Origin of the sequence: Pyruvatibacter sp. (assembly GCF_040219635.1) — a bacterium.
Classification (GTDB): domain Bacteria; phylum Pseudomonadota; class Alphaproteobacteria; order CGMCC-115125; family CGMCC-115125; genus Pyruvatibacter.
Map to the genome: position 1 here is coordinate 669407 of NZ_JAVJSC010000003.1, position 19284 is coordinate 688690.

Annotated in this window: 21 protein-coding genes; 12 read left to right on the plus strand and 9 right to left on the minus strand. The window is 61.4% G+C overall.

The window, feature by feature from the left end; genetic code table 11:
- Window positions 1-61 precede the first annotated feature (61 nt).
- Together RIB87_RS06635 and RIB87_RS06640 are read left to right on the plus strand one after the other, a co-directional pair.
- Complete coding sequence (locus RIB87_RS06635) at window positions 62-418, plus strand: phosphoribosyl-ATP diphosphatase (RefSeq protein ID WP_350144804.1); 357 nt, start codon at window positions 62-64, stop codon at window positions 416-418.
- 61 nt (window positions 419-479) lie between these two features.
- The gene (locus tag RIB87_RS06640) at window positions 480-857 is read left to right on the plus strand and encodes a histidine triad nucleotide-binding protein (protein WP_350144806.1); all 378 of its coding nucleotides are present in this window, start codon (window positions 480-482) and stop codon (window positions 855-857) included.
- Between the two features lie 138 nt (window positions 858-995).
- Here the strand turns inward: RIB87_RS06640 and RIB87_RS06645 are convergent, their stop codons facing one another.
- Complete coding sequence (locus RIB87_RS06645; protein ID WP_350144808.1) at window positions 996-1988, minus strand: adenosine kinase; 993 nt, start codon at window positions 1986-1988, stop codon at window positions 996-998.
- Window positions 1989-2165: 177 nt separating this feature from the next.
- On the opposite strand from RIB87_RS06645, the gene RIB87_RS06650 reads away from it, so the two are divergent.
- Window positions 2166-2858 (plus strand): EI24 domain-containing protein, encoded by a 693-nt coding sequence (locus tag RIB87_RS06650; protein WP_350144810.1) that lies wholly within the window; start codon window positions 2166-2168, stop codon window positions 2856-2858.
- A 139-nt stretch (window positions 2859-2997) separates the two neighbouring features.
- Entirely contained in the window at window positions 2998-3234 is a 237-nt protein-coding gene (locus RIB87_RS06655) for a hypothetical protein (RefSeq protein ID WP_350144812.1), read from the plus strand.
- Here the strand turns inward: RIB87_RS06655 and nth are convergent.
- On the minus strand, window positions 3231-3998 hold the full coding sequence (gene nth / locus RIB87_RS06660) for an endonuclease III (protein WP_350144814.1): 768 nt from the start codon (window positions 3996-3998) through the stop codon (window positions 3231-3233). The two genes, RIB87_RS06655 and nth, sit on opposite strands and share 4 nt — an antisense overlap.
- Window positions 3999-4048: 50 nt before the next feature.
- Here nth and RIB87_RS06665 point away from each other — a divergent pair, with 50 nt between their 5' ends.
- Window positions 4049-4558, plus strand: coding sequence for a DUF2244 domain-containing protein (locus RIB87_RS06665; RefSeq protein ID WP_350144816.1), 510 nt, complete (start codon window positions 4049-4051; stop codon window positions 4556-4558).
- Here RIB87_RS06665 and RIB87_RS06670 read toward each other — a convergent pair.
- The 4 genes from RIB87_RS06670 to dnaK all read right to left on the minus strand — a co-directional run bounded on the left by RIB87_RS06670 (window position 4549) and on the right by dnaK (window position 9312).
- The gene (locus RIB87_RS06670; protein WP_350144818.1) at window positions 4549-5181 is read right to left on the minus strand and encodes a 2,3-bisphosphoglycerate-dependent phosphoglycerate mutase; all 633 of its coding nucleotides are present in this window, start codon (window positions 5179-5181) and stop codon (window positions 4549-4551) included. The genes RIB87_RS06665 and RIB87_RS06670 overlap by 10 nt on opposite strands.
- Before the next feature lie 30 nt (window positions 5182-5211).
- Window positions 5212-6027 (minus strand): 4-hydroxy-tetrahydrodipicolinate reductase, encoded by an 816-nt coding sequence (gene dapB, locus RIB87_RS06675; RefSeq protein ID WP_350144820.1) that lies wholly within the window; start codon window positions 6025-6027, stop codon window positions 5212-5214.
- A 66-nt stretch (window positions 6028-6093) separates the two neighbouring features.
- A complete protein-coding gene (gene dnaJ, locus RIB87_RS06680; RefSeq protein WP_350144822.1) occupies window positions 6094-7257 on the minus strand; it encodes a molecular chaperone DnaJ in 1164 nt (387 codons plus the stop codon).
- 108 nt (window positions 7258-7365) lie between these two features.
- A complete protein-coding gene (gene dnaK / locus RIB87_RS06685) occupies window positions 7366-9312 on the minus strand; it encodes a molecular chaperone DnaK (RefSeq protein WP_350144824.1) in 1947 nt (648 codons plus the stop codon).
- A 266-nt stretch (window positions 9313-9578) separates the two neighbouring features.
- Between dnaK and RIB87_RS06690 the strand changes: the two genes are divergently transcribed.
- Window positions 9579-10196 carry an alpha-ketoglutarate-dependent dioxygenase AlkB family protein gene (locus RIB87_RS06690; protein ID WP_350144826.1) on the plus strand — a complete coding sequence of 206 codons (618 nt, stop codon included), beginning with the start codon at window positions 9579-9581 and terminating at the stop codon, window positions 10194-10196.
- 58 nt (window positions 10197-10254) lie between these two features.
- The gene (locus tag RIB87_RS06695) at window positions 10255-11448 is read left to right on the plus strand and encodes a DUF3047 domain-containing protein (RefSeq protein WP_350144828.1); all 1194 of its coding nucleotides are present in this window, start codon (window positions 10255-10257) and stop codon (window positions 11446-11448) included.
- A gap of 162 nt (window positions 11449-11610) precedes the next feature.
- Here the strand turns inward: RIB87_RS06695 and grpE are convergent, their stop codons facing one another.
- Both grpE and hrcA read right to left on the minus strand, forming a co-directional pair.
- Window positions 11611-12342, minus strand: coding sequence for a nucleotide exchange factor GrpE (gene grpE, locus RIB87_RS06700; protein ID WP_350144830.1), 732 nt, complete (start codon window positions 12340-12342; stop codon window positions 11611-11613).
- A 117-nt stretch (window positions 12343-12459) separates the two neighbouring features.
- On the minus strand, window positions 12460-13539 hold the full coding sequence (hrcA, locus tag RIB87_RS06705; protein WP_350144832.1) for a heat-inducible transcriptional repressor HrcA: 1080 nt from the start codon (window positions 13537-13539) through the stop codon (window positions 12460-12462).
- A gap of 176 nt (window positions 13540-13715) precedes the next feature.
- Between hrcA and rph the strand changes: the two genes are divergently transcribed.
- From rph to hemW, 3 genes are read left to right on the plus strand one after another with little or no spacing between them, the layout of a single operon-like run.
- Window positions 13716-14429, plus strand: a complete 714-nt coding sequence (gene rph / locus RIB87_RS06710; protein WP_350144834.1) for a ribonuclease PH — start codon at window positions 13716-13718, stop codon at window positions 14427-14429.
- Window positions 14430-14432: 3 nt separating this feature from the next.
- Window positions 14433-15080: an RdgB/HAM1 family non-canonical purine NTP pyrophosphatase gene (gene rdgB, locus RIB87_RS06715; protein ID WP_350144836.1), complete on the plus strand. Its 648-nt coding sequence runs from the start codon at window positions 14433-14435 to the stop codon at window positions 15078-15080.
- The gene (gene hemW / locus RIB87_RS06720) at window positions 15028-16224 is read left to right on the plus strand and encodes a radical SAM family heme chaperone HemW (protein WP_502943227.1); all 1197 of its coding nucleotides are present in this window, start codon (window positions 15028-15030) and stop codon (window positions 16222-16224) included. Before rdgB ends, hemW begins: the two co-directional genes overlap by 53 nt.
- A 10-nt stretch (window positions 16225-16234) precedes the next feature.
- Here hemW and RIB87_RS06725 read toward each other — a convergent pair whose 3' ends face one another.
- Entirely contained in the window at window positions 16235-17527 is a 1293-nt protein-coding gene (locus tag RIB87_RS06725) for a penicillin-binding protein activator (RefSeq protein WP_350144840.1), read from the minus strand.
- Window positions 17528-17650: 123 nt separating this feature from the next.
- Here RIB87_RS06725 and rsmI point away from each other — a divergent pair, with 123 nt between their 5' ends.
- A complete protein-coding gene (rsmI, locus tag RIB87_RS06730; protein ID WP_350144842.1) occupies window positions 17651-18571 on the plus strand; it encodes a 16S rRNA (cytidine(1402)-2'-O)-methyltransferase in 921 nt (306 codons plus the stop codon).
- Window positions 18568-18933, plus strand: coding sequence for a YraN family protein (locus RIB87_RS06735; protein ID WP_350144844.1), 366 nt, complete (start codon window positions 18568-18570; stop codon window positions 18931-18933). The genes rsmI and RIB87_RS06735 overlap by 4 nt, the downstream gene beginning before the upstream one ends.
- Window positions 18934-19284 lie beyond the last annotated feature (351 nt).

The window sequence follows — 19284 nt, forward strand, 5'->3', positions numbered from 1 at the left end:
AGCAGAACCCGACCGCGAACCCATATGGTAGGGCGCGGCCATATCTGGTAGGGCTGTGCCCATGAGCGACCCAAAATCATCCCCCGACATTGAGACGACAGCCGCCGCGCTGGACCGTCTTGCGGCGTCCATCGCGGCGCGCAAGGGCGGCGACCCGGCGCAAAGCTATACAGCAAAACTGCTCGACAAGGGCATCGAGAAGTGCGCCCAGAAGCTGGGCGAGGAGGCGGTTGAAACCGCAATCGCGGCCGCTGCAAACAAGCGCGACGAGGTGGTGAGCGAAAGCGCCGACGTGCTCTATCACCTTCTGGTGCTTTGGGCGGCAATGGATATTGAGCCTGCCGAGGTTTATGCCGAGCTTGCCCGCCGCGAAGGCATTTCGGGCATCGCCGAAAAGGCATCCCGCCCCAAAAGCTGACCTTCCGGATCAGCCCGTCACTCAAGGCAAACCTGACCGGAGACATTTCAGAGGCATTTCAATGGCTGATCCCTACGACCACGACAATATTTTCGCCAAAATCCTCCGCGATGAGATTCCGGCGAAGAAAGTCTATGAAGACATCCACGCGCTCGCCTTTCACGATATCAATCCGCAGGCTCCGGTGCATGTGCTGGTCATTCCCAAAGGCCCCTATGTGAGCCTCGACGATTTTCTGGCCGATGCACCCGACGCTCTGGTGACCGGATTTTTCCGCGCGGTGGGAAAGGTTTCCCGCGAGCTTGGCATCGCTGAGAGCGAAGGCGGGACCGGCTTCAGGGCCATGGCGAACGCAGGATCGGACGCCCATCAGGAAGTGCCCCACCTGCATATTCATTTGTTCGGCGGCAAGCCGCTTGGCCCGATGCTGGTCAAATAGGGGTCATTTGGCCCCCGAATGCATCAATGACTCGCCAGTCGCGAACGCTGATGCCCTACATTGATTCACAAGGCTGATTGTTCCGTTTCCGGAACTATCAAGATTCGCTGTTTGCTATCCCGCGCGTGTCTAAACGATTCACAGGCCTTTTGAGGCAACCAGCTCTGCAAGCACCACTTCGGGCCGTGGGCCCATATGCGAAATCACTTCTGACGCACAGATCGACCCCATGCGCCCGCACTCGGCCGCAGGCCGTCCGGTGGCCCACCCGGTGAGGAACCCGGCCGCGAACTGATCGCCCGCGCCGGTGGTGTCCACCAGTGCAGAAGGCTTCTCGGCGTCCACAACGTGCACTTCCCCGTCCACCACAATAACCGAGCCTGCTTCCGAACGCGTGAGGGCGGCGACGCGGGCGTCTCCACGCACCGCCTGCAGCGCTTCATCGAAGGTTTTCACCTGATACAGCGAAATGATCTCGTCCTCGTTGGCAAACAGAATGTCGATGTCGTCCTTCACCAGCTTGCGGAACTCATCGCGGTAGCGATCAACGCAAAACGAGTCAGACAGGGTGAGCGCCACCTGACGATCTGCATCGTGGGCAATTTGCGCGGCCTTCAAAAACGCCTCTTTTGCGGCGGGCGGGTCCCACAAATAGCCTTCAAGGAATGTAATTGCGGAGCGCGAGATCACCTCCGGGTCCACATCCGCAGGCGTCAGGTCCTGCGCCGCGCCCAGATATGTGCTCATCGAGCGCTGAGCATCCGGCGTTACCAGGATGAAGCAGCGCCCCGTCGCCGGCCCCCGGTCCGCCGGAGCGGTATCGAAGTGAACCCCCAGCGAGCGGATATCGTGGGTGAAGGCCGTGCCCAACTGATCGTTGCGGACCTTGCCAAGAAACGCGGCCTTGCCGCCAAGCGAAGCCACGCCCGCAATGGTATTGGCGGCGGACCCGCCGGATACCTGCACCGTCTGCCCCAGCGCATCGTAAAGCTGGGTCGCGCGCGCTTCGTCCACCAGCGTCATCGCGCCTTTCTCGACACCATGCGCGACAAGAAAGTTGTCATCTGCGTGGCTCAGCACATCAACAATGGCGTTGCCCAGTCCGGCAACGTGAAACTCTGGCGCACTCATGGGCGGTGTCACTTTCAAATTAGGGAAACGGATTTTGATACTGGAAAGTCGGCGCGACTATAGGCTGCACAAAGGCGAAGGGCCAAGGGCCAGCCACCTGGCCCATGCGCAAATATGACAAACACCCTGAAACAGTCACTTTTACCCGGCCCCGCTTTGGGGCATGGTGCGCGCCTAATGATTGGTGCATTCGGCAAAACCCTGTCGCAGATATTCTCGCGCCCGTTCCGCAGCATCCTGTGGCGGTCGCTGGGCATGACAATACTGTTGCTGGTCACGCTGGGGGCGCTGGGCCTGTGGGGCACGGGTTTCATTCCCAATCTGGGCATTGCCTGGGCCGACACGATCATCGATGTGTTAATCGACGCGCTGGTGATTATTGCGCTGATCTTTCTGGTCATCCCGGTGACGGCCATTTTCATTCCGCTGTTTCAGGATGAGGTCGCAACGGCGGTAGAAACACGCCATTACCCCGCAGAGTCCGGCCCCCGCGAGCAGGGCATTTTTGAGGGAATATGGCTCGGCCTAAAGGCGTTGTTTGTGCTCCTGGGCGTCAACCTGCTCGCGCTGCCGCTGGTCTTTTTGCTGCCGGGCCTTGGCTTTGTTATCTTCCTCATCGTCAACGGCTTTTTGCTCGGCCGTGAGTTTTTTGAGGCCGCTGCCGTGCGTCACTATCCACCGGCCCAGATCAAAACCCTGCGCAGGCGCCATTCCGGTCGGGTTTTTCTGGCCGGCATGGTGGTGGCCGGTGTGCTGGCGATACCTTTCATCAACATTCTGGTGCCACTGTTCGGGACCGCCTTCATGGTGCATGTGCTGCACCGGATAATGGCAAAAGATGCAGCCAAAGGAACGCCCGGTGCGGTCTAGACTTTTTGTTTCAGCCGCGCTGGCGTTGACGGTTACGGCATGTGCCGCGCCCACGGCGTCAGGCCCCCAATCCAGTCTGACGGCACCTGCGCCCCAGCGCACGGCTTTGCTCCGCCCAGCACCAAGTCCGCTAAGCCTGATGGATGCCACACCCCAGGCCGTTGAACAGGCGTTGGGTGCCCCCGCATTCAAGGGCCATGACGGTGACGCGCGGATCTGGCGCTACTCAGGCACCACCTGCGCCGTGCTCATTTTCTTCTATGAAGGGGAGGGCGGTCTTGTTCGGTCTGCCCACGTGGACGCCCGTCGCTTGTCCGGCGGCAGTGCAGATGTGTCGGCCTGTCTGCGCGAAGTGGTCAATACACCTCAGGCCTAGCCACGCTTCTTCGGTCGGGCTTTCGGCTTCGCCGGTACTTTCGCTGTTGGTGCTTCCATAGTCGTTTTGGCCTTGAAGCTGCACAAATCCGACACATAGCAGGCGGGGCATTCAGGCTTGCGCGCCTTGCAGATGTACCGTCCATGCAGGATCAGCCAGTGATGTGCGTGCTGCCGATACGCCTTGGGAATACGCTTGTTGAGCTTGAGCTCAACCTCAAGCGGGGTTTTGCCCGGCGCCAGCCCAAGCCGGTTGGACAGTCGGAAAATATGCGTGTCCACCGCCATGGTCTCTTCGCCAAACGCCACGTTGAGCACCACGTTGGCAGTCTTGCGCCCCACCCCCGGCAACGCTTCCAGCGCCTCGCGGCTTTGCGGAACCTTGCCACCATGTTGGGTCAAAAGCTGCTGCGACAGCGCGATCACGTTTTTGGCCTTGGTGCGATACAGGCCGATCGTCTTGATGTAGTCGCGCACTTTGGCTTCCCCCAGCGCGACAATCTTTTCCGGCGTATCGGCCACCGCAAACAACGGCCCCGTTGCCTTGTTGACACCCACATCCGTAGCCTGCGCCGACAGCACAACGGCCACCAGCAACGTATAGGTGCTTGAGTACTCAAGCTCCGTTTCGGGGTTCGGGTTTTGCGCTTCAAAGAGCCTGAAAAGCTCTTCGCGGATTTCGGGCTTCATGGACGTAACTCTAGCCGAGCTGCACCGCACTGGCACCTGCACCTTCCCGGGCAACGGCATGTCACCTTGCGGCATCTGGCCGCGCCCAGTTGGCACGCACCGGGGCCGCGCCCTAGGTTTTGGGTATGTCCGATACCTCACCAGACCACGTCTATTTTGATGCCGTGCTGCACCCGCATCGCTCGCTGCCCCCCAAAGGCTTTCTGGCGGTGATGGTCGCCATCGGCCTCATCAGCTTCGTCGCCGGTGGCGCCTTCCTGCTGATGGGCGCGTGGCCGGTGTTCGGGTTTTTTGGTCTCGACGTCCTGCTCATCTATTGGGCGTTCCGCATGAACTACAGGGCAGGCCGCATGATCGAACATGTGCGCCTTACCGATACGGAACTGTCCATTGAACGCGTCCACCCATCCGGCAAAATCCAAAGATGGTCTTTTGAGCCTGCATGGGCCCGTGCTACCATCACCGCCACGGCGCGCGGGCGAATGCTGCGTATGAAATCAAAATCCCACTGGGTGGAGCTGGGCCGGTTTCTGCCTGACGATGAACGCGAAAGCTTTGCAGACGCCTTTGCAAAGGCTCAACTGCGCCGCCGCGACGGCATGGTTGCTGCCGCGCAACTGGCGGCCTACGAGTAGTCGCGGTCCACCAGCACTTTCTTTGACAACACCTTGCCCGCATCATCCAGCTCATAGGCAATGGGAACGCCGGTCGCAATATTGACCTCGACAATTTCGTCGGGACCCAGATCATCAAGCTGCATGACGAGGGCCCGCAGGGAGTTGCCATGCGCGGCCACCAGCACCCGCTCACCCTTGAGTACGCGCGGCATGATTTCTGCGTCAAAATAGGGCAGCACACGTTCAGCCGTCATTTTCAGGCTCTCGCCGCCGGGAGGGGGAATGTCGAACGAGCGCCGCCAGATATGCACTTGTTCTTCGCCCCATTTTTCGCGGGCATCGTCCTTGTTGAGGCCCGCCAGGTCGCCGTAATCACGCTCGTTCAGCGCTTCGTTCTCAATGATGGGAAGGTCGCGCTGGCCAAGAGCCTCAAGCGCCAGCGCGTTGGTTTCCTGTGCTCGCTTGAGACCGGACGTAAACGCCACATCAAACCTGTAGCCCGCAGCTTTCATCAGCTCGCCAGCCTCGCGCGCCTCCTTGCGGCCCTGCTCGGTCAGCTCCACGTCGCGCCACCCGGTAAACAGGTTCTTCTTGTTCCATTCGCTCTGGCCATGGCGGACCAGCACAAGCGTATGAGCCACGTCATTACTCCGTATAAGGATAAAAATGCTTCAAAAGTCTGAGAGGCCGAGCACATCCAGCATGGAAAAAGTACCGGGGCCTTTTCCTTGCCCCCATTGCGCCGCCTTGACGGCACCGCGGGCAAATATCGAGCGGTCCTCTGCAATGTGGGACAGCACAATGCGTTCTTTTTCGCCTGCAAAAATCGCCGAGTGATCGCCCACGACCGAGCCGCCGCGCAGGGCTGCAAAGCCGATGTCGCCGCGTGTGCGTTCGCCGGTCTGGCCGTCACGACCACGATCAGCCACGTCATCCAGCGCAACACCGCGCCCGGCAGCGGCAGCATCACCCAGCATCAAGGCTGTGCCCGATGGCGCATCCACCTTGTGCCGGTGATGCATCTCGACAATTTCAATGTCCCAGTCCGCATCCAGCGCCTGCGCCACCCGTTTTGTAAGCGCGGCCAGCAGATTGACGCCCAGCGACATGTTGCCCGCGCGCACCAGAGTTGCGTGTCGGGCCGCAGCGGCCAGACGGGTTTCATGCTCGGCGCCAAAGCCGGTGGTGCCGATCACATGAACAATGCGCGCCTGTGCGGCGAGATCCGCAAAATCAACGGTTGCATCAGGTGTGGTGAAATCAAGTACCGCATGGGCTGACGCGAACGCAGGCAGTGCATCATCGGTGATCGGAACGCCAATTTCGCCCACGCCCGCGAGCACACCGGCGTCCTTGCCAAGGTCCGCATGACCGGCATATTCCAGCGCGCCAGAGATCCGGCAGTCATCTGTTGCCTGCACAGCCTCAATCAGCGCGCGGCCCATGCGTCCGGCGGCACCTGTCACAACTATGGATAACGTACTCATCGGCTGAGGTCCGTGGGGAAGGGGCGCTGACGCGCCTTGTATCAGGCCCGTCCCGATCGGCAAACCCTAGCTGCCGGCCCCATTCAAAAACTCTTTGACCCGCGAAAAGAAGCCGGTGGATTCAGGGCTCGTCTTGTCGCTGGATTCGCTCTGGAACTCTTCGAGCAGTTTTTTCTGTTTTTTGGTGAGATTCATCGGTGTTTCCACCGTCACCTGAATGTACAGATCGCCATGCTGCGAGGAGCGCAGCACCGGCATACCCTTGCCCTTGAGGCGGAACTGCTTGCCGCTCTGGGTGCCTTCGGGAACCTTCACCTTTACCCGCGCCCCCTTGAGAGAAGGCACTTCAATTTCGCCGCCCAGCGCGGCTGTCGGCATCGAGATCGGCACGCGGCAGAAAAGATCCGCCCCGTCGCGCTGGAAGAACTGATGCGGCTTTATCGACAGGAAAATGTAGAGATCGCCCGCGGGTCCGCCGCGCATCCCCGCTTCGCCTTCACCGGCAAGCCTGATGCGCGTGCCGTCTTCCACGCCTGAGGGAATGTTGACTTGCAGGGTACGCTCTTTTTCCGTGCGGCCTGCGCCGTTGCACGCGTCGCAGGGCTCCTGAATGACCTCGCCACGTCCACCGCAGGTCGGGCAGGTGCGCTCAACCGTGAAAAAGCCCTGCGAGGCCCGCACTTTGCCTGCACCCTGGCACATGCCGCAGGTGGACGGCGAAGTACCTTTTTTTGCTCCGGACCCGGAACATGTATCGCAGGCGACTGCTGTCGGCACGCGGATTTGCGCTGTCTTGCCTTCATACGCCTCTGTCAGGCTGACTTCCATGTTGTAGCGAAGGTCAGCGCCGCGTGTGCGCCCGCCTGAGCGTCGCCCGCCGCCGCGCTGGCCCTGTCCGCCCATGAACTCGCCGAAAAGATCGTCAAAAATATCCGACATGGACGACGCGAAGTCCTGTCCGAAGCCGGGACCGCCCGGCGCACCCGGCCCGCCGGGGCTGCCGTTTTCAAACGCCTGATGGCCAAACCTGTCATAGGCCGCTCGGCTCTGCGGATCCTTGAGGGCATCATAGGCCTCGTTCAGTTCCTTGAACTTGGCCTCAGCATCAGGGTTGTCGCGGTTCTGGTCCGGGTGAAACTTCTTTGCGAGCTGACGATAGGCAGATTTGAGCGCCGCGGCGTCCGCGGTTCGCTCAACGCCCAGTATCTCGTAAAAATCGCGCTTGGCCATTTGCTTGGAATATCCGTATGCGGATCGTTATCTCCTCGCGGGAGGAAATCGGCCCGGCACTGCACAGAGGTAGCGCCGGGCCTTGTCCCGTGGGGAGCGCAGGGCGCGTTACGCCGTGCCGTCCTTCTTGTTGGCGTCGTCATCAACTTCAGTGAAGTCGGCATCAACCACGTCATCACCGTCAGATTTACCCGATGACGCTGCTTCAGACATGGCGTCTGCGGCCGCATCCGCGTTGGCCTGCTCGGCCTGGCTTGCCGCATACATGGCTTCACCAAGTTTCATGCTTGCCTGGGCCAGTTCCGCAGCCTTGGTCTTGATGGCTTCGGGGTCGTCGCCTTCAAGGGCCGTCTTGACGTCGGCAATCGCGGTTTCAATGGTTTCCTTGGTTTCGGCGTCCACTTTGTCGCCGTTTTCTTCCATCGCTTTTTCGGTGGAATGAACCAGGGCTTCCGCATTGTTGCGGGCTTCAACCATTTCGCGACGCTTCTTGTCGTCTTCAGCGTGGCTTTCCGCATCCTTCACCATCGCGTCGATGTCAGCGTCTGACAGACCCGAAGATGCCTGAATGCGGATTGCCTGCTCCTTGCCGGTGGCCTTGTCCTTGGCGGTCACATTCACAATACCGTTGGCATCAATGTCGAACGCCACTTCCACCTGTGGCACCCCGCGCGGTGCGGGCGGAATGCCCACAAGGTCGAACTGCCCGAGGATCTTGTTGTCCGCCGCCATTTCGCGCTCGCCCTGGAACACGCGGATGGTCACCGCGTTCTGGTTGTCCTCGGCGGTCGAGAAGGTCTGAGCCTTTTTGGTGGGGATCGTCGTATTGCGCTCGATGAGGCGCGTGAATACACCGCCCAGCGTTTCAATGCCAAGCGACAGCGGCGTCACGTCGAGCAGCAGCACGTCCTTGACGTCGCCCTGCAACACGCCCGCCTGAATGGCGGCGCCCATGGCCACAACCTCATCCGGGTTCACACCCTTATGCGGTTCCTTGCCAAAGAACTTCTGCACCACTTCCTGGATTTTCGGCATCCGCGTCATGCCGCCAACGAGCACAACCTCGTCGATGTCCGATGCCTTGAGGCCCGCGTCTTCCAGTGCCTTCTTGCACGGGTCAACCGTGCGCTGCACCAGCTTGTCCACGAGCTGCTCCAGCTTGGCGCGGGTCAGCTTCATGGTCAGGTGCTTGGGGCCGGATGCATCAGCGGTGATGAACGGCAGGTTCACTTCGGTCTGGGTGGCCGATGACAGCTCAATCTTGGCTTTTTCAGCGGCTTCCTTGAGGCGCTGCAGGGCCAGCTTGTCGCCCTTGAGGTCAATGCCGTTGTCCTTCTTGAACTCTGCGGCCAGAAAATCAACCAGCAGCATGTCGAAGTCTTCACCGCCCAGGAACGTGTCCCCGTTGGTGGACTTCACTTCAAATACGCCGTCGCCGATTTCAAGAATGGACACGTCAAACGTACCGCCGCCAAGGTCATAAACGGCAATCGTCTGCCCTTCGCCCTTGTCCAGCCCGTAGGCCAGGGCGGCGGCCGTCGGCTCGTTGATGATGCGCAGCACTTCGAGGCCGGCGATTTTGCCGGCGTCTTTTGTGGCCTGTCGCTGGGCGTCGTCGAAATAGGCAGGAACGGTAATCACCGCCTGCTCGACTTTTTCGCCAAGATAGCTCTCAGCGGTTTCTTTCATTTTCTGCAGAATGAAAGCCGAAATCTGCTGCGGTGAATATTTCTCGCCATGGGCTTCCACCCATGCAGCACCATTGTCGGCCTCAACAATGGAGTAGGGCACCATCTTTTTGTCTTTTTGCACCGTCGGATCAGAAATCCGGCGGCCGATCAGCCGCTTGATCGCAAACAATGTATTTTCAGGGTTGGTGACCGCCTGGCGTTTGGCCGGTTGGCCGGTCAGACGTTCGCCGTCTGCCGTGAAAGCCACCATGGAGGGCGTTGTGCGCGCGCCTTCCGAGTTTTCAATAACTTTCGGGTTTGCCCCGTCCATGACCGCGATGCACGAGTTTGTCGTGCCAAGGTCAATACCGATGACTTTCGCCATTTTTATTTGTCTCCACGTTAGTTTAGGCGGACCAGGACTGCTCCGGCCTTGCTTTTCAAGCACCGGATGCGCCCGTGTTGCGGGGTCTATACGCGCCTTGACGGCAAAGTGTTAGACCCTGCGGGTCCCCTCGTGATGAACCCAGTGAGCAGCGTGTCCCAAAAGACCCGCCAATTCAGCCGTGTATATAGGAAGCAGGGTGGTGCACCGCAACACCGCCCGCCCGGTTTTCCACCCAATTTGTGTGAATCAGCAGCGTCCGCCAGATGACCTCAACGAAAATCGCCCCCGGCGTTGACCTTCTCAGCGCCCATCTTGATACGAGGGCCCAAAAGGCAATGGTGTCCGCCGTGCGTAAGACTGTGAGAGCCGCCCCGCTCTATACGCCCACCATGCCGCGCACCGGCAAGCCGTGGACCGTCCGCATGACCAATTGCGGCCCTCTGGGCTGGGTGTCGGACCGGTCAGGCTACCGCTATCAGCCAACCCACCCGGACACCGGGCGGCCGTGGCCCGCCATTCCGCAGATGCTTCTGGATCTCTGGGACGAGACCACCGGCTACAAAGCACCGCCGGAATGCTGTCTGGTCAATTTCTACACAGACAAAGCCCGTATGGGCCTGCACCGCGACGAAGACGAACAGGCACTGGACGCCCCGGTTCTCTCCGTCTCACTGGGCGACACCGCCACGTTCCGGCTTGGCGGCCTGGAGCGCAAAAGCAAAACTCAGAGCTTCAAACTCCACTCAGGCGACGTGCTGCTCATCGGCGGTGACAACCGCCTCGCCTACCACGGCATCGACCGCGTGTTCCCCGGCACATCAACCCTGCTGAAAGACGGCGGTCGCATCAACCTCACCTTGCGGCGGGTGACAAAGCCTTGATGCAATCCGCAAACTGATCTTTTAGGCTCGAGCGTGAAGTAGAGTCGGGAGAGACCAAATGGGCGCAGCACATGATATCGGCGTGGCTTTCAAGCGCTGGCGCTATATCAGCAAGCACGGCAAGGCCGAGCCGCCCATGTCCAGCGAGCAGTTCAGGACACAGGCACAGCCACTGATTGATGCAGCAGCAGCGCAGATTGCCGAAGCAGCCTTTATTGACCTGCCGCCTGCGCGCATGCCCTGGACGTCCACGGATATTGTTCTGGAAGACGGCGATGAAGTGACGTTGCTGTCGGTCGGACGGCTGTGGCTGAGCCGGGGCCTCGACATCTGGGTCGGGCCGCAGTTTCAGGTCTGGGGGCGCATCGGTGAAACCGGCGAGGTCTTCAATGGCAGCCGCGAAACCATGACGGTGCGGGCATCCAAAACAGATGCGACCGGCGGCAGGCTGTATCTGGGTGGTCAGTTTCCCGGTCAGTTCTCTGACAAGCAGGGCCGTATGCTGCCGGACCTCAACGCCTATGAGGGCGCGGACGGCGAGTTCACTGTGCTGGCGATCAGGTGGCGCGGCAGTGCTGCCGACGGGCTGGCTGCCATGGCGTCCGGGGGTGCGGCAGGCAGCGCGTCAGGTGAGGTGTCGGCGCTTGTTGCAGCCGAGCGTCAGCGTCTCGCTGAGCCTGACACCCCGCCGGAAGGCTGGAACCACCTTTGGTTTCTGGGACAGAACAATATCTATACGGATCAATCCGTCAGCGAGACCGGCAAGCCATGCATCCACTGCCATACGGACAAGAATGTCGGCATCCTGCAAAAGGAAACACCCTTTGCGTTGACGCCGGAAACAGAAATTTCCTGGGACTGGAAGGTGGATGCGCTGCCGTCAGCCCTGCCCGAAGACACAGCCGCCAGCCATGACTACATCTCGATTGCCGTCGAGTTCGAGAATGGCCGCGATATTACCTACTACTGGAGCCGCGACCTGCCAGTGGGGCATTCCTACTGGTGCCCGCTGCCCACCTGGAAAGACCGGGAGTTTCATGTGGTGATCCGCTCAGGCGAGCGCGAGCTTGGGCAATGGCTGAGCGAAACACGCAATCTGTATACGGACTATGAGAAGTATATGGGCGCACCGCCCGAACGCGTGGTGCGGGTGTGGTTTATCGCCAATAGCCTGTTTCAGCGCATCCCCGGACGCGCCGACTTTAGCAATATTGAACTTGTCAACGGCAGCGACAAGCTGCGGGTACTCTAAAGCGGGCGCTTTGCGTACGGTGATGAGGGAGTGCTGCCCCCCAACGTGCCTTTCCGCGACTGGAACGCGGAATCCAGGGGCGACACGTAAGCATGTAGCCAGGTAGCCCTGGGCCCCGCGATCAAGTCGCGGGGAGACAGGGGCGGTTAAAGGTTCAGGCCGCTAAGCCTTGGTGTCGATCTTGGAACCCGGCGTTGGCTTGTCGTCACCGCCTTTTGCAGCGTCCGGTGTGTCCGTCGCTGCGGGGGTGTCAGCTGCATCCGATTTGGGGGCTACCGCGGGGCCGCCCTTGGAGACGCCCACCATGGCCGGGCGCAGCAACCGGTCGCCGATGATGTAGCCGGTTGCGACCACTTCCATCACCGTGCCGGCGGGCTGTGTGGGGTCGGGCGCTTCAAACATGGCCTGATGCAGGTTGGGATCGAACTTCTCGCCTTTGGGGTCGATGGCTTTGACGCCGTGGCGCTCCATCACCGACAAGAACTCGCGCTCGGTCATTTCCACACCCTCAATGAGATTGCGGATCGGATCAGGCACGCCCTTTTTGTCGTCGTCTGACAATGTGTCGATGGCGCGGCGCATATTGTCGCCAACGCTCAGTACGTCGCGGGCAAAGCTGGTGACGGCATATTTGCTGGCATCCTGCTTGTCGCGCTCGGCACGCTTGCGGGTGTTTTCAGCGTCTGCCACCGCGCGCAGCAACCGGTCCGTGAGGTCGCTTACCTGCGCTTCAAGCTCGGCAATGCGGGCGTCCGGCCCGACGGCCTCCGGCGCATCGTCCTGTGCCCACGGTGTGTCGTGTGCATCATCCGGGGCAGCCTGTTCGGGGGTCGCGCCGGGTGCATCAGCGCTGTCAGGTGTTTCGTCGGGATTTTGGTCTTTGGGGTTGTTCATCGTCGTTGCATCTACCGTTTCAAATATCGCGAATGGGTCGCCGCGACACAATCCGAGCCCTCATCTGGAGCCTGCGGCGGCGTATGGCAACCCCCATAAACCCGGCATCGCGTGGACTCACCGCACCAGTTGCGTGACCAGACGAGCGGTATAATCCACAATCGGGATCACGCGGGCATAGTTAAGCCGCGTCGGACCCACCACGCCCAGAACCCCCACAATCTGGTTTTCAGCATTGGTGTAGGGCGACACGATGACGGACGAGCCCGACAGCGAAAACAGCTTGGTTTCAGAGCCGATGAAAATGCGCACGCCTTCAGCCTCTTCGGCGAGCGTGAGCAGTTGCAGAAGCTCTTCCTTGGTTTCAAGGTCGTTGAACAGGCGGCGTACGCGCTCAAGGTCTTCCTGCGCCTGCACATCCTCCAGCAGGTTGGCCCGCCCGCGCACAATGAGCGACCGGCCAGCAGACCCGGACACGGCATCGGTGCCGGACCATACCGCAAGCCCCGCCTCAACCACGCGGGTGGTCAGCTCATCAAGCTCGGCACGGCGGGCGTCAATTTCCTGCTGCACACGCCTTTGCGCTTCATCGAAGTTGCGGCCCTTGAGGCGCGCGTTGAGATAGTTTGAGGCCATCGTCAGCGACGACGCAGGCATGTCGCGCGGCGTATCAATGATGCGGTTTTCAACCGAGCCGTCCTCAAACACGATGACGGCCAGCGTCTGCCCCGGCGACACCGGCACAAACTCAAGCTGCTTGAGCCGCGCCTGACGTTTGGGCGCCACCACCAGGCCCGCGCAGTGCGACAGGCCGGAGAGGGTCTGTGATACCTGCGCCAGCGGGCCGTCAGCGGTCCGATTGGAGCCGGACAACTGGCTTTCAATGCCCGCGCGTTCATCATCGGTGAGGTCGCCCACCTGCAACAGCGCATCCACAAACAGCCGCAAACCTGCCTCTGTCGGCATCCGCCCGGCGGATGTATGCGGCGACGACAAAAGCCCCAGTTCTTCGAGGTCCGCCATCACATTGCGGATCGAGGCAGGCGACAGCGTTACACCGCCGGTCCTGGAACCCGCCTTGGAGAGCGTGCGCGAGCCCACGGGGTCGCCGGTGGCCAGATAGGTTTCCACAAGCTGCCGAAAAACCTCGCGCGAGCGCTGGTTGAGGTCGAGCAGCGTATTGGGGCCATCGGGCATCTATCAGACCTGTGAAAAAGAAAACTGCCGGCAGGCGGCGCACCTGCAGCTTTGGCGCACTATGACACTGAATCTAGGAACACCCTCATCCAACGTCAATTTTGTGAAGGGCTTGCGAGTGCGGCGTCGCGGCGATAGGACAGGTCCGACATTTTCCCCAAAGCACTGGAGTGCCCATGCGCCCGTCTGGCCGCCGCCCCGATCAAATGCGTTCTGTCTCTTTCGAGCCGGGTTTTTCCAAACACGCGGAAGGCTCATGCCTTGTGCGCTTTGGTGACACCCATGTGCTGGTCACCGCCAGCCTTGAAGAACGCGTGCCGCCATTTCTGCGCAACTCAGGACGCGGCTGGGTGACGGCTGAATACGGTATGCTGCCGCGCGCCACAGGCGAGCGTATGCGCCGTGAAGCATCGACAGGCAAGCAGTCCGGCCGCACGCAGGAAATCCAGCGGCTAATTGGCCGTTCCCTGCGCGCTGTGGTGGACCTGGGTGCCATGGGCGAACGTCAGGTGTCGGTAGATTGCGATGTTCTTCAGGCCGATGGCGGCACCCGCACCGCATCCATAACGGGTGCATGGGTCGCCCTGCACCAGTGTTTTTCATGGATGAAAGAGCGCGACATGATTTCAGAGATACCACTGAAAGATCATGTGGCGGCCATTTCCTGTGGCATCTATCAGGGCATGCCTGTGTCTGATCTGGACTACGACGAGGATTCAACCGCCGACACCGACGCAAACTTCGTCATGACCGGCGCCGGCGGTATTGTCGAGATTCAGGGCACCGCCGAGGGTGATCCGTTCACGGAAGAACAGTTCAAGGACCTTATGGGCCTCGCCAAAGCCTCTATCCGTGATCTGGTGGAAATGCAAAAGCAGGCGGTGGCCTGAGCCATGCAGCCCCCGCTGCCGCATCGCCGCTTTTCGGCTTCAAAGCTGGTGGTCGCCAGCCACAACGAAGGCAAGGTCACGGAAATCCGTGATCTGCTCAAGCCCTTCGGTGTGGAAACCGTGTCGGCCAGCGAGCTGGACCTGCCCGAACCCGAAGAAACCGGCACGACATTCAGGGCCAATGCCGAACTCAAGGCGTTGGCAGCAGCAACGGCTGCCGACATGCCCGCGCTGTCGGATGATTCGGGGCTTGCAGTCGAGGCGCTTGACGGCGAGCCTGGCATTTATTCTGCGCGCTGGGCGCAAATGCCGGGCGGGCGGGATTTTGATGCGGCAATGACGCGCGTCGAAAAAGAGGTCTGCGCCCGTAACGGCGGACCCGGCGGCAACCGCGCCGCCAGCTTTGTGTGTGCCCTGACGTTGGCCTGGCCCGACGGTCACATGGAAACATTTGAAGGTTCCGTGGCGGGAACGCTTGTGTGGCCGGGGCGCGGCACGCGCGGTTTCGGGTATGATCCCGTGTTCGTGCCCAACGGACACACAAAAACCTTTGGCGAGATGGACCCGGCGGCGAAACATGCAATCTCCCACCGTGCAGATGCCTTTGAACAGCTCATTGACGCCTGCTTCGCACAGCCCGCGCGTAGCTGACGCCACAAATGACGCGTTTGGCGTTTATGTGCACTGGCCGTTCTGTCAGGCCAAATGCCCGTATTGCGATTTCAACAGTCACGTAAAGCAGGGCGTCGATCAGGCCCGCTACGCAAAAGCGCTTGCCCGCGAACTTGCCACCATGGCGCAGCGTATGCCGGACCGCACGGTGACCAGCATCTTTTTCGGCGGCGGCACGCCCTCCCTGATGGATGTTGCAAGCGTTGAAACGGTGCTCGACGCGATTGCCGCGCGGTGGGCGGTGGACCCGCAGGCGGAAATAACGCTGGAGGCCAATCCCACCAGCGTCGAGGCTGAGCGCTTTCGCGGCTATCGCGCAGCAGGCGTCAACCGCGTGTCGCTGGGCGTTCAGGCGCTGGACGACAAAAGCCTCAAGGCTCTGGGCCGATTGCATACGGCTGACGAAGCGCTGGCGGCTGTGGCGCTGGCGCGCACTACGTTTGAGCGCATCTCATTTGATCTCATCTATGCCCGCCCGCATCAAACAGTTGACAACTGGCGCGCCGAACTTGCCACTGCCCTTGCCTACACAGCAGGCCACATGTCGCTCTACCAGCTCACCCTTGAAGAGGGCACGCCGTTCGCCGCCCTCCATGCGGCGGGCAAGCTGCAGGTGCCCGACCAGGATGTCGGGGCGCATCTGTACGAAGTGACGCAGGAGCTGTGCAGTGCGGCGGGCCTTGCGGCCTACGAGGTGTCTAACCACGCGCGGCCCGGCGATGAAAGCCGCCACAACCTGGTTTACTGGCGGGGCCAGCCTTACGCGGCTGTTGGTCCCGGTGCCCACGGCAGGTTGCTTGTCGAGGGGGTGTGGCATGCCACCAAGGCCCACGACGACCCGATGCGCTGGCTCACGCAGGTGGAACGCACCGGCCATGGCCTGGATGTGGATGAACCTGTGGATAACATCGCGCGTGCCGTGGAAATGATGCTCATGGGCCTGCGGCTGCAAGAGGGCGTGGCGCTCTCAGCCCTGCCTGCCCCTGCGTCCGCCATCATTGACAAGCAGGCTGCCGACGCACTGACCGTGGACGGCCTTCTGGCGCGAACAGGGGATAACCTGCGGGTAACGGCCCTGGGCCGCCCGGTTCTCAACGCCGTGTTGCGCGAAATACTGCTCTAGAACCGGTCTGTTAAAAAACAGGCCCCGCAATAAGCGATTGCGGCGCCGGGCTGACCACCACAAACCCGCCGGGCCGCACTTCCATCACCGCCAGCCCGCGCTCATTGAGGCCGTCAGGGCGGAACCTGAACACGCCGTCGATGCCGGCAAACCCGTCATCTGCGGTGAGTTCGCTCACAGTGTAGCGCTGACCGGGCGTGCCGCCGGACAGGGCAATCGACAGGCTCATGGCATCATAGGCAAGACTTGCAATGCGGTGTGGCTGTGTGCCGTACACCCGCTCAAACCGGCTTTGAAAGGCGGTGCGGGCCTCAGGCGGCGGGGCGGCAAACCAGCCGCCTACAAGAGCCGGCTCGCGCATAACCGACGGGTCGTCCCACAGCCCGGTGCCGATGAACTTCACCTGCCGCGGGTCCACGTCATAATACGGCAACAGCGGTGCCAGTCCCTGTAACTCGGTGCCGCCTGCGGGCAGCAACACAATGTCGTAGGTGTCCTTGAGTTTTGCCAGCCGCTCGGCGGGGGCCAACATGCCGTCGGTGGTGGGGGTGTATGTTTCGGTTGCGGCAAGCTGCGCCCCGCGGGCTGTCACCGCCTGCGACAACTGCATACGCACCCGCTGGCCATATTCGTTTTGCGGCAGCATCGCTGCAAACCGCAAATGGCCTTCAAGCACGGCAAAATCGACAATCCGCTCGATGTCTTCTTCCGGCAGGAAGCTGAGCAGATAAACTCCGCCGCCCGCCACGTTGCGGTCGGTCGAAAACGCAATCACCGGCACGCCGCTAAGTTGCGCAGGCCCAGCAACGGCTGAAACAGACGATGCAAACAGCGGCCCCAGAATGATGTCCGCGCCCTCGCTGATGGCCTCGCGCGCCACGGTTGCCGCCCGGTCCGGGTTGCCGGCCGTGTCTTTGGGGATCAGCAAAATGTTGGGGTCATCAAACTCGAACAGCGCCAGTTGGGCAGCGTCCAGCATCGCCTGACCGACCTCCGCCGCCTGACCCGACAGCGGCACAAGCAGGGCGACCCGCACCGGCTCCGCCACATCAAGATGGCGCGGGCGCAGGAAGCCAGCCGTATTGCGCACGGGTCCGGCCTGTGGCGGTGGTGTAATCGATACATTGGGTTGTGTGGGTTGCTGAGGCGGCGGCGGTGTGTTGGAGCCCCCTGACGTACACGCGGCGAGCGTTAAACCAAGCACCCCGATTACGCCAAGCCGGACAAACTCCGCCCCAAGCATTTTGCCGAGTGATGAGATTGAAAACCGCCGTACCGAAATCACCACATCAGCCTCTTGCATCTGTTGCCGCACCACCCGCGCGCATAGTTCTTGTCGCTATATACCGGCTGACGCCGACAAATGCATCTACGCCGTTTCTGCGTGCTGTCTTGCCGCGCCCTTTCGCGTAGCCTATTGGGCAGCATGACATCCGGCAAAGACATATCGCAGGCGAGCATCGCCGCAGCATCGGGCAGCAATAGGGCAGGACGGCCCCTTGAGCCGGGCCTGCACATTGCAGCCACCCCCATCGGCAACGCCCGCGACGTGACGCTGCGGCTGCTGGATGCGTTCGCGGCGGCCGATCTTGTGCTGTGCGAAGACACCCGCGAGACTGCGAAGCTGCTTGCCATTCATGGCATTGCAGCGCGCCTTGAGAGTTATCACGAGCATAACGCTGAGCGAATGCGCCCGCGCATTCTCAAACGCCTGGCGGATGGCAACGCGGTGGTGCTGGTAAGTGACGCAGGCACGCCGCTCATTTCAGACCCCGGTTACAAGCTGGCGCGCGATGTCATTGCGGCAGGTCATGCCATAACAGCCCTGCCTGGCCCTTCGTCCGTGCTGGCGGCGCTATGCGTTGCGGGTCTGCCGACCGACCGTTTTTTCTTTCAGGGGTTTTTGCCTGCCAAGGCAGGTGCGCGCGACAAAACCATCGCCGAGCTGAACAGTGTTCCTGCCACGCTGGTGATCCTTGAAGCGGCAAAACGGCTGCAACCAACCCTTGATGCGCTGGCGCTTGGCCTTGGTGCCCGCGATGCCGCTGTGACCCGCGAACTGACAAAGCGCTTTGAAGAAGCCCGACGCGGCAGCCTTGATGAGCTGGCCGCGCACTACAAGGCCGAAGGCCCGCCACGCGGGGAAATCGTCATCGTCGTGGCCCCCCCGCAGGACGTGCAGACGGATGATGCGACGCTCGACACGGCCCTTGCCGTCGCGATGAAAACCCAAAGTGCCAGCCGCGCCGCCGCCGATGTTGCCAGGGCGCTTGGCATTCCGCGCAAGCGCGCCTATGCCCGGGCTTTGGAGCTTGCGCCTGCCGACCCGCCCCACAACGAACCATGACGCCTGTCCCGCGCAAACGTGCCGCTGAAATCCGCGGGCGCAGGGCCGAGACGCTGGCCGTCTGGATGCTGCGCCTCAAGGGCTATCGCATTCTGGCGCGGCGTCTGCGCACGCCATTGGGCGAAATCGATATCGTCGCCCGACGGGGCAACACGGTTGCCATTGTAGAGGTCAAAGCCCGCGCCACCCATGACGCTGCCGTGGCCTCGTTGTCGCCGCATCAGCAACAGCGCCTTGCCGCCGCCGCTGCATGGCTTCCAAACTGGAAGCCCGCCCTGACCGGGCTTGATATGCGCCTTGACGTTGTGGCCGTCGCCCCACGCTCGTTGCCGTTGCATGTCCAGAATGCGTGGACCGCCTAACATTCCGGGTCCGACTCAAATGACCATTGCTCGAAGTTTCGGCCCGTGTGTGCTATGAACGGGTGTCTGCCGCGAATCAGTTACATGAAGTTGGAACTGAAACACACGCCACCAGAACACCGGCACCAAACCGCCGGAACCAAAAACAAGGCGTGAACCATAGCGGACCAGACGCGCTGCCCAGAAAGGCGCAGCGACCCTTACCGGCTTACCGGGAGGGATCCGGCCATGAAGGCTTTTCCCCAACAGGGATGCGTTTGCCCCAAGCCAGCCACCACTTCTGTGCGTGCGCGTTTGCGCGTGCCCGCAGGAGCCGTTGCCGCGTGCCGCCTGATCGCAGGGCTGCCCTCG

Bases quoted from the DNA above. Each gene is read 5' to 3' on its own strand.
- rsmI (WP_350144842.1), top strand. From the start codon at position 17,651: ATGACATCCGGCAAAGACATATCGCAGGCGAGCATCGCCGCAGCATCG.
- dnaK (WP_350144824.1), bottom strand. From the start codon at position 9,312: ATGGCGAAAGTCATCGGTATTGACCTTGGCACGACAAACTCGTGCATC.
- RIB87_RS06725 (WP_350144840.1), bottom strand. From the start codon at position 17,527: ATGCAAGAGGCTGATGTGGTGATTTCGGTACGGCGGTTTTCAATCTCA.
- RIB87_RS06645 (WP_350144808.1), bottom strand. From the start codon at position 1,988: ATGAGTGCGCCAGAGTTTCACGTTGCCGGACTGGGCAACGCCATTGTT.
- dnaJ (WP_350144822.1), bottom strand. From the start codon at position 7,257: ATGGCCAAGCGCGATTTTTACGAGATACTGGGCGTTGAGCGAACCGCG.
- RIB87_RS06635 (WP_350144804.1), top strand. From the start codon at position 62: ATGAGCGACCCAAAATCATCCCCCGACATTGAGACGACAGCCGCCGCG.
- grpE (WP_350144830.1), bottom strand. From the start codon at position 12,342: ATGAACAACCCCAAAGACCAAAATCCCGACGAAACACCTGACAGCGCT.
- rdgB (WP_350144836.1), top strand. From the start codon at position 14,433: ATGCAGCCCCCGCTGCCGCATCGCCGCTTTTCGGCTTCAAAGCTGGTG.
- RIB87_RS06655 (WP_350144812.1), top strand. From the start codon at position 2,998: ATGGATGCCACACCCCAGGCCGTTGAACAGGCGTTGGGTGCCCCCGCA.
- RIB87_RS06735 (WP_350144844.1), top strand. From the start codon at position 18,568: ATGACGCCTGTCCCGCGCAAACGTGCCGCTGAAATCCGCGGGCGCAGG.
- nth (WP_350144814.1), bottom strand. From the start codon at position 3,998: ATGCCGCAAGGTGACATGCCGTTGCCCGGGAAGGTGCAGGTGCCAGTG.
- hemW (WP_502943227.1), top strand. From the start codon at position 15,028: ATGCCTTTGAACAGCTCATTGACGCCTGCTTCGCACAGCCCGCGCGTA.
- RIB87_RS06640 (WP_350144806.1), top strand. From the start codon at position 480: ATGGCTGATCCCTACGACCACGACAATATTTTCGCCAAAATCCTCCGC.
- rph (WP_350144834.1), top strand. From the start codon at position 13,716: ATGCGCCCGTCTGGCCGCCGCCCCGATCAAATGCGTTCTGTCTCTTTC.
- RIB87_RS06650 (WP_350144810.1), top strand. From the start codon at position 2,166: ATGATTGGTGCATTCGGCAAAACCCTGTCGCAGATATTCTCGCGCCCG.
- dapB (WP_350144820.1), bottom strand. From the start codon at position 6,027: ATGAGTACGTTATCCATAGTTGTGACAGGTGCCGCCGGACGCATGGGC.
- RIB87_RS06695 (WP_350144828.1), top strand. From the start codon at position 10,255: ATGGGCGCAGCACATGATATCGGCGTGGCTTTCAAGCGCTGGCGCTAT.
- RIB87_RS06665 (WP_350144816.1), top strand. From the start codon at position 4,049: ATGTCCGATACCTCACCAGACCACGTCTATTTTGATGCCGTGCTGCAC.
- hrcA (WP_350144832.1), bottom strand. From the start codon at position 13,539: ATGCCCGATGGCCCCAATACGCTGCTCGACCTCAACCAGCGCTCGCGC.
- RIB87_RS06690 (WP_350144826.1), top strand. From the start codon at position 9,579: ATGACCTCAACGAAAATCGCCCCCGGCGTTGACCTTCTCAGCGCCCAT.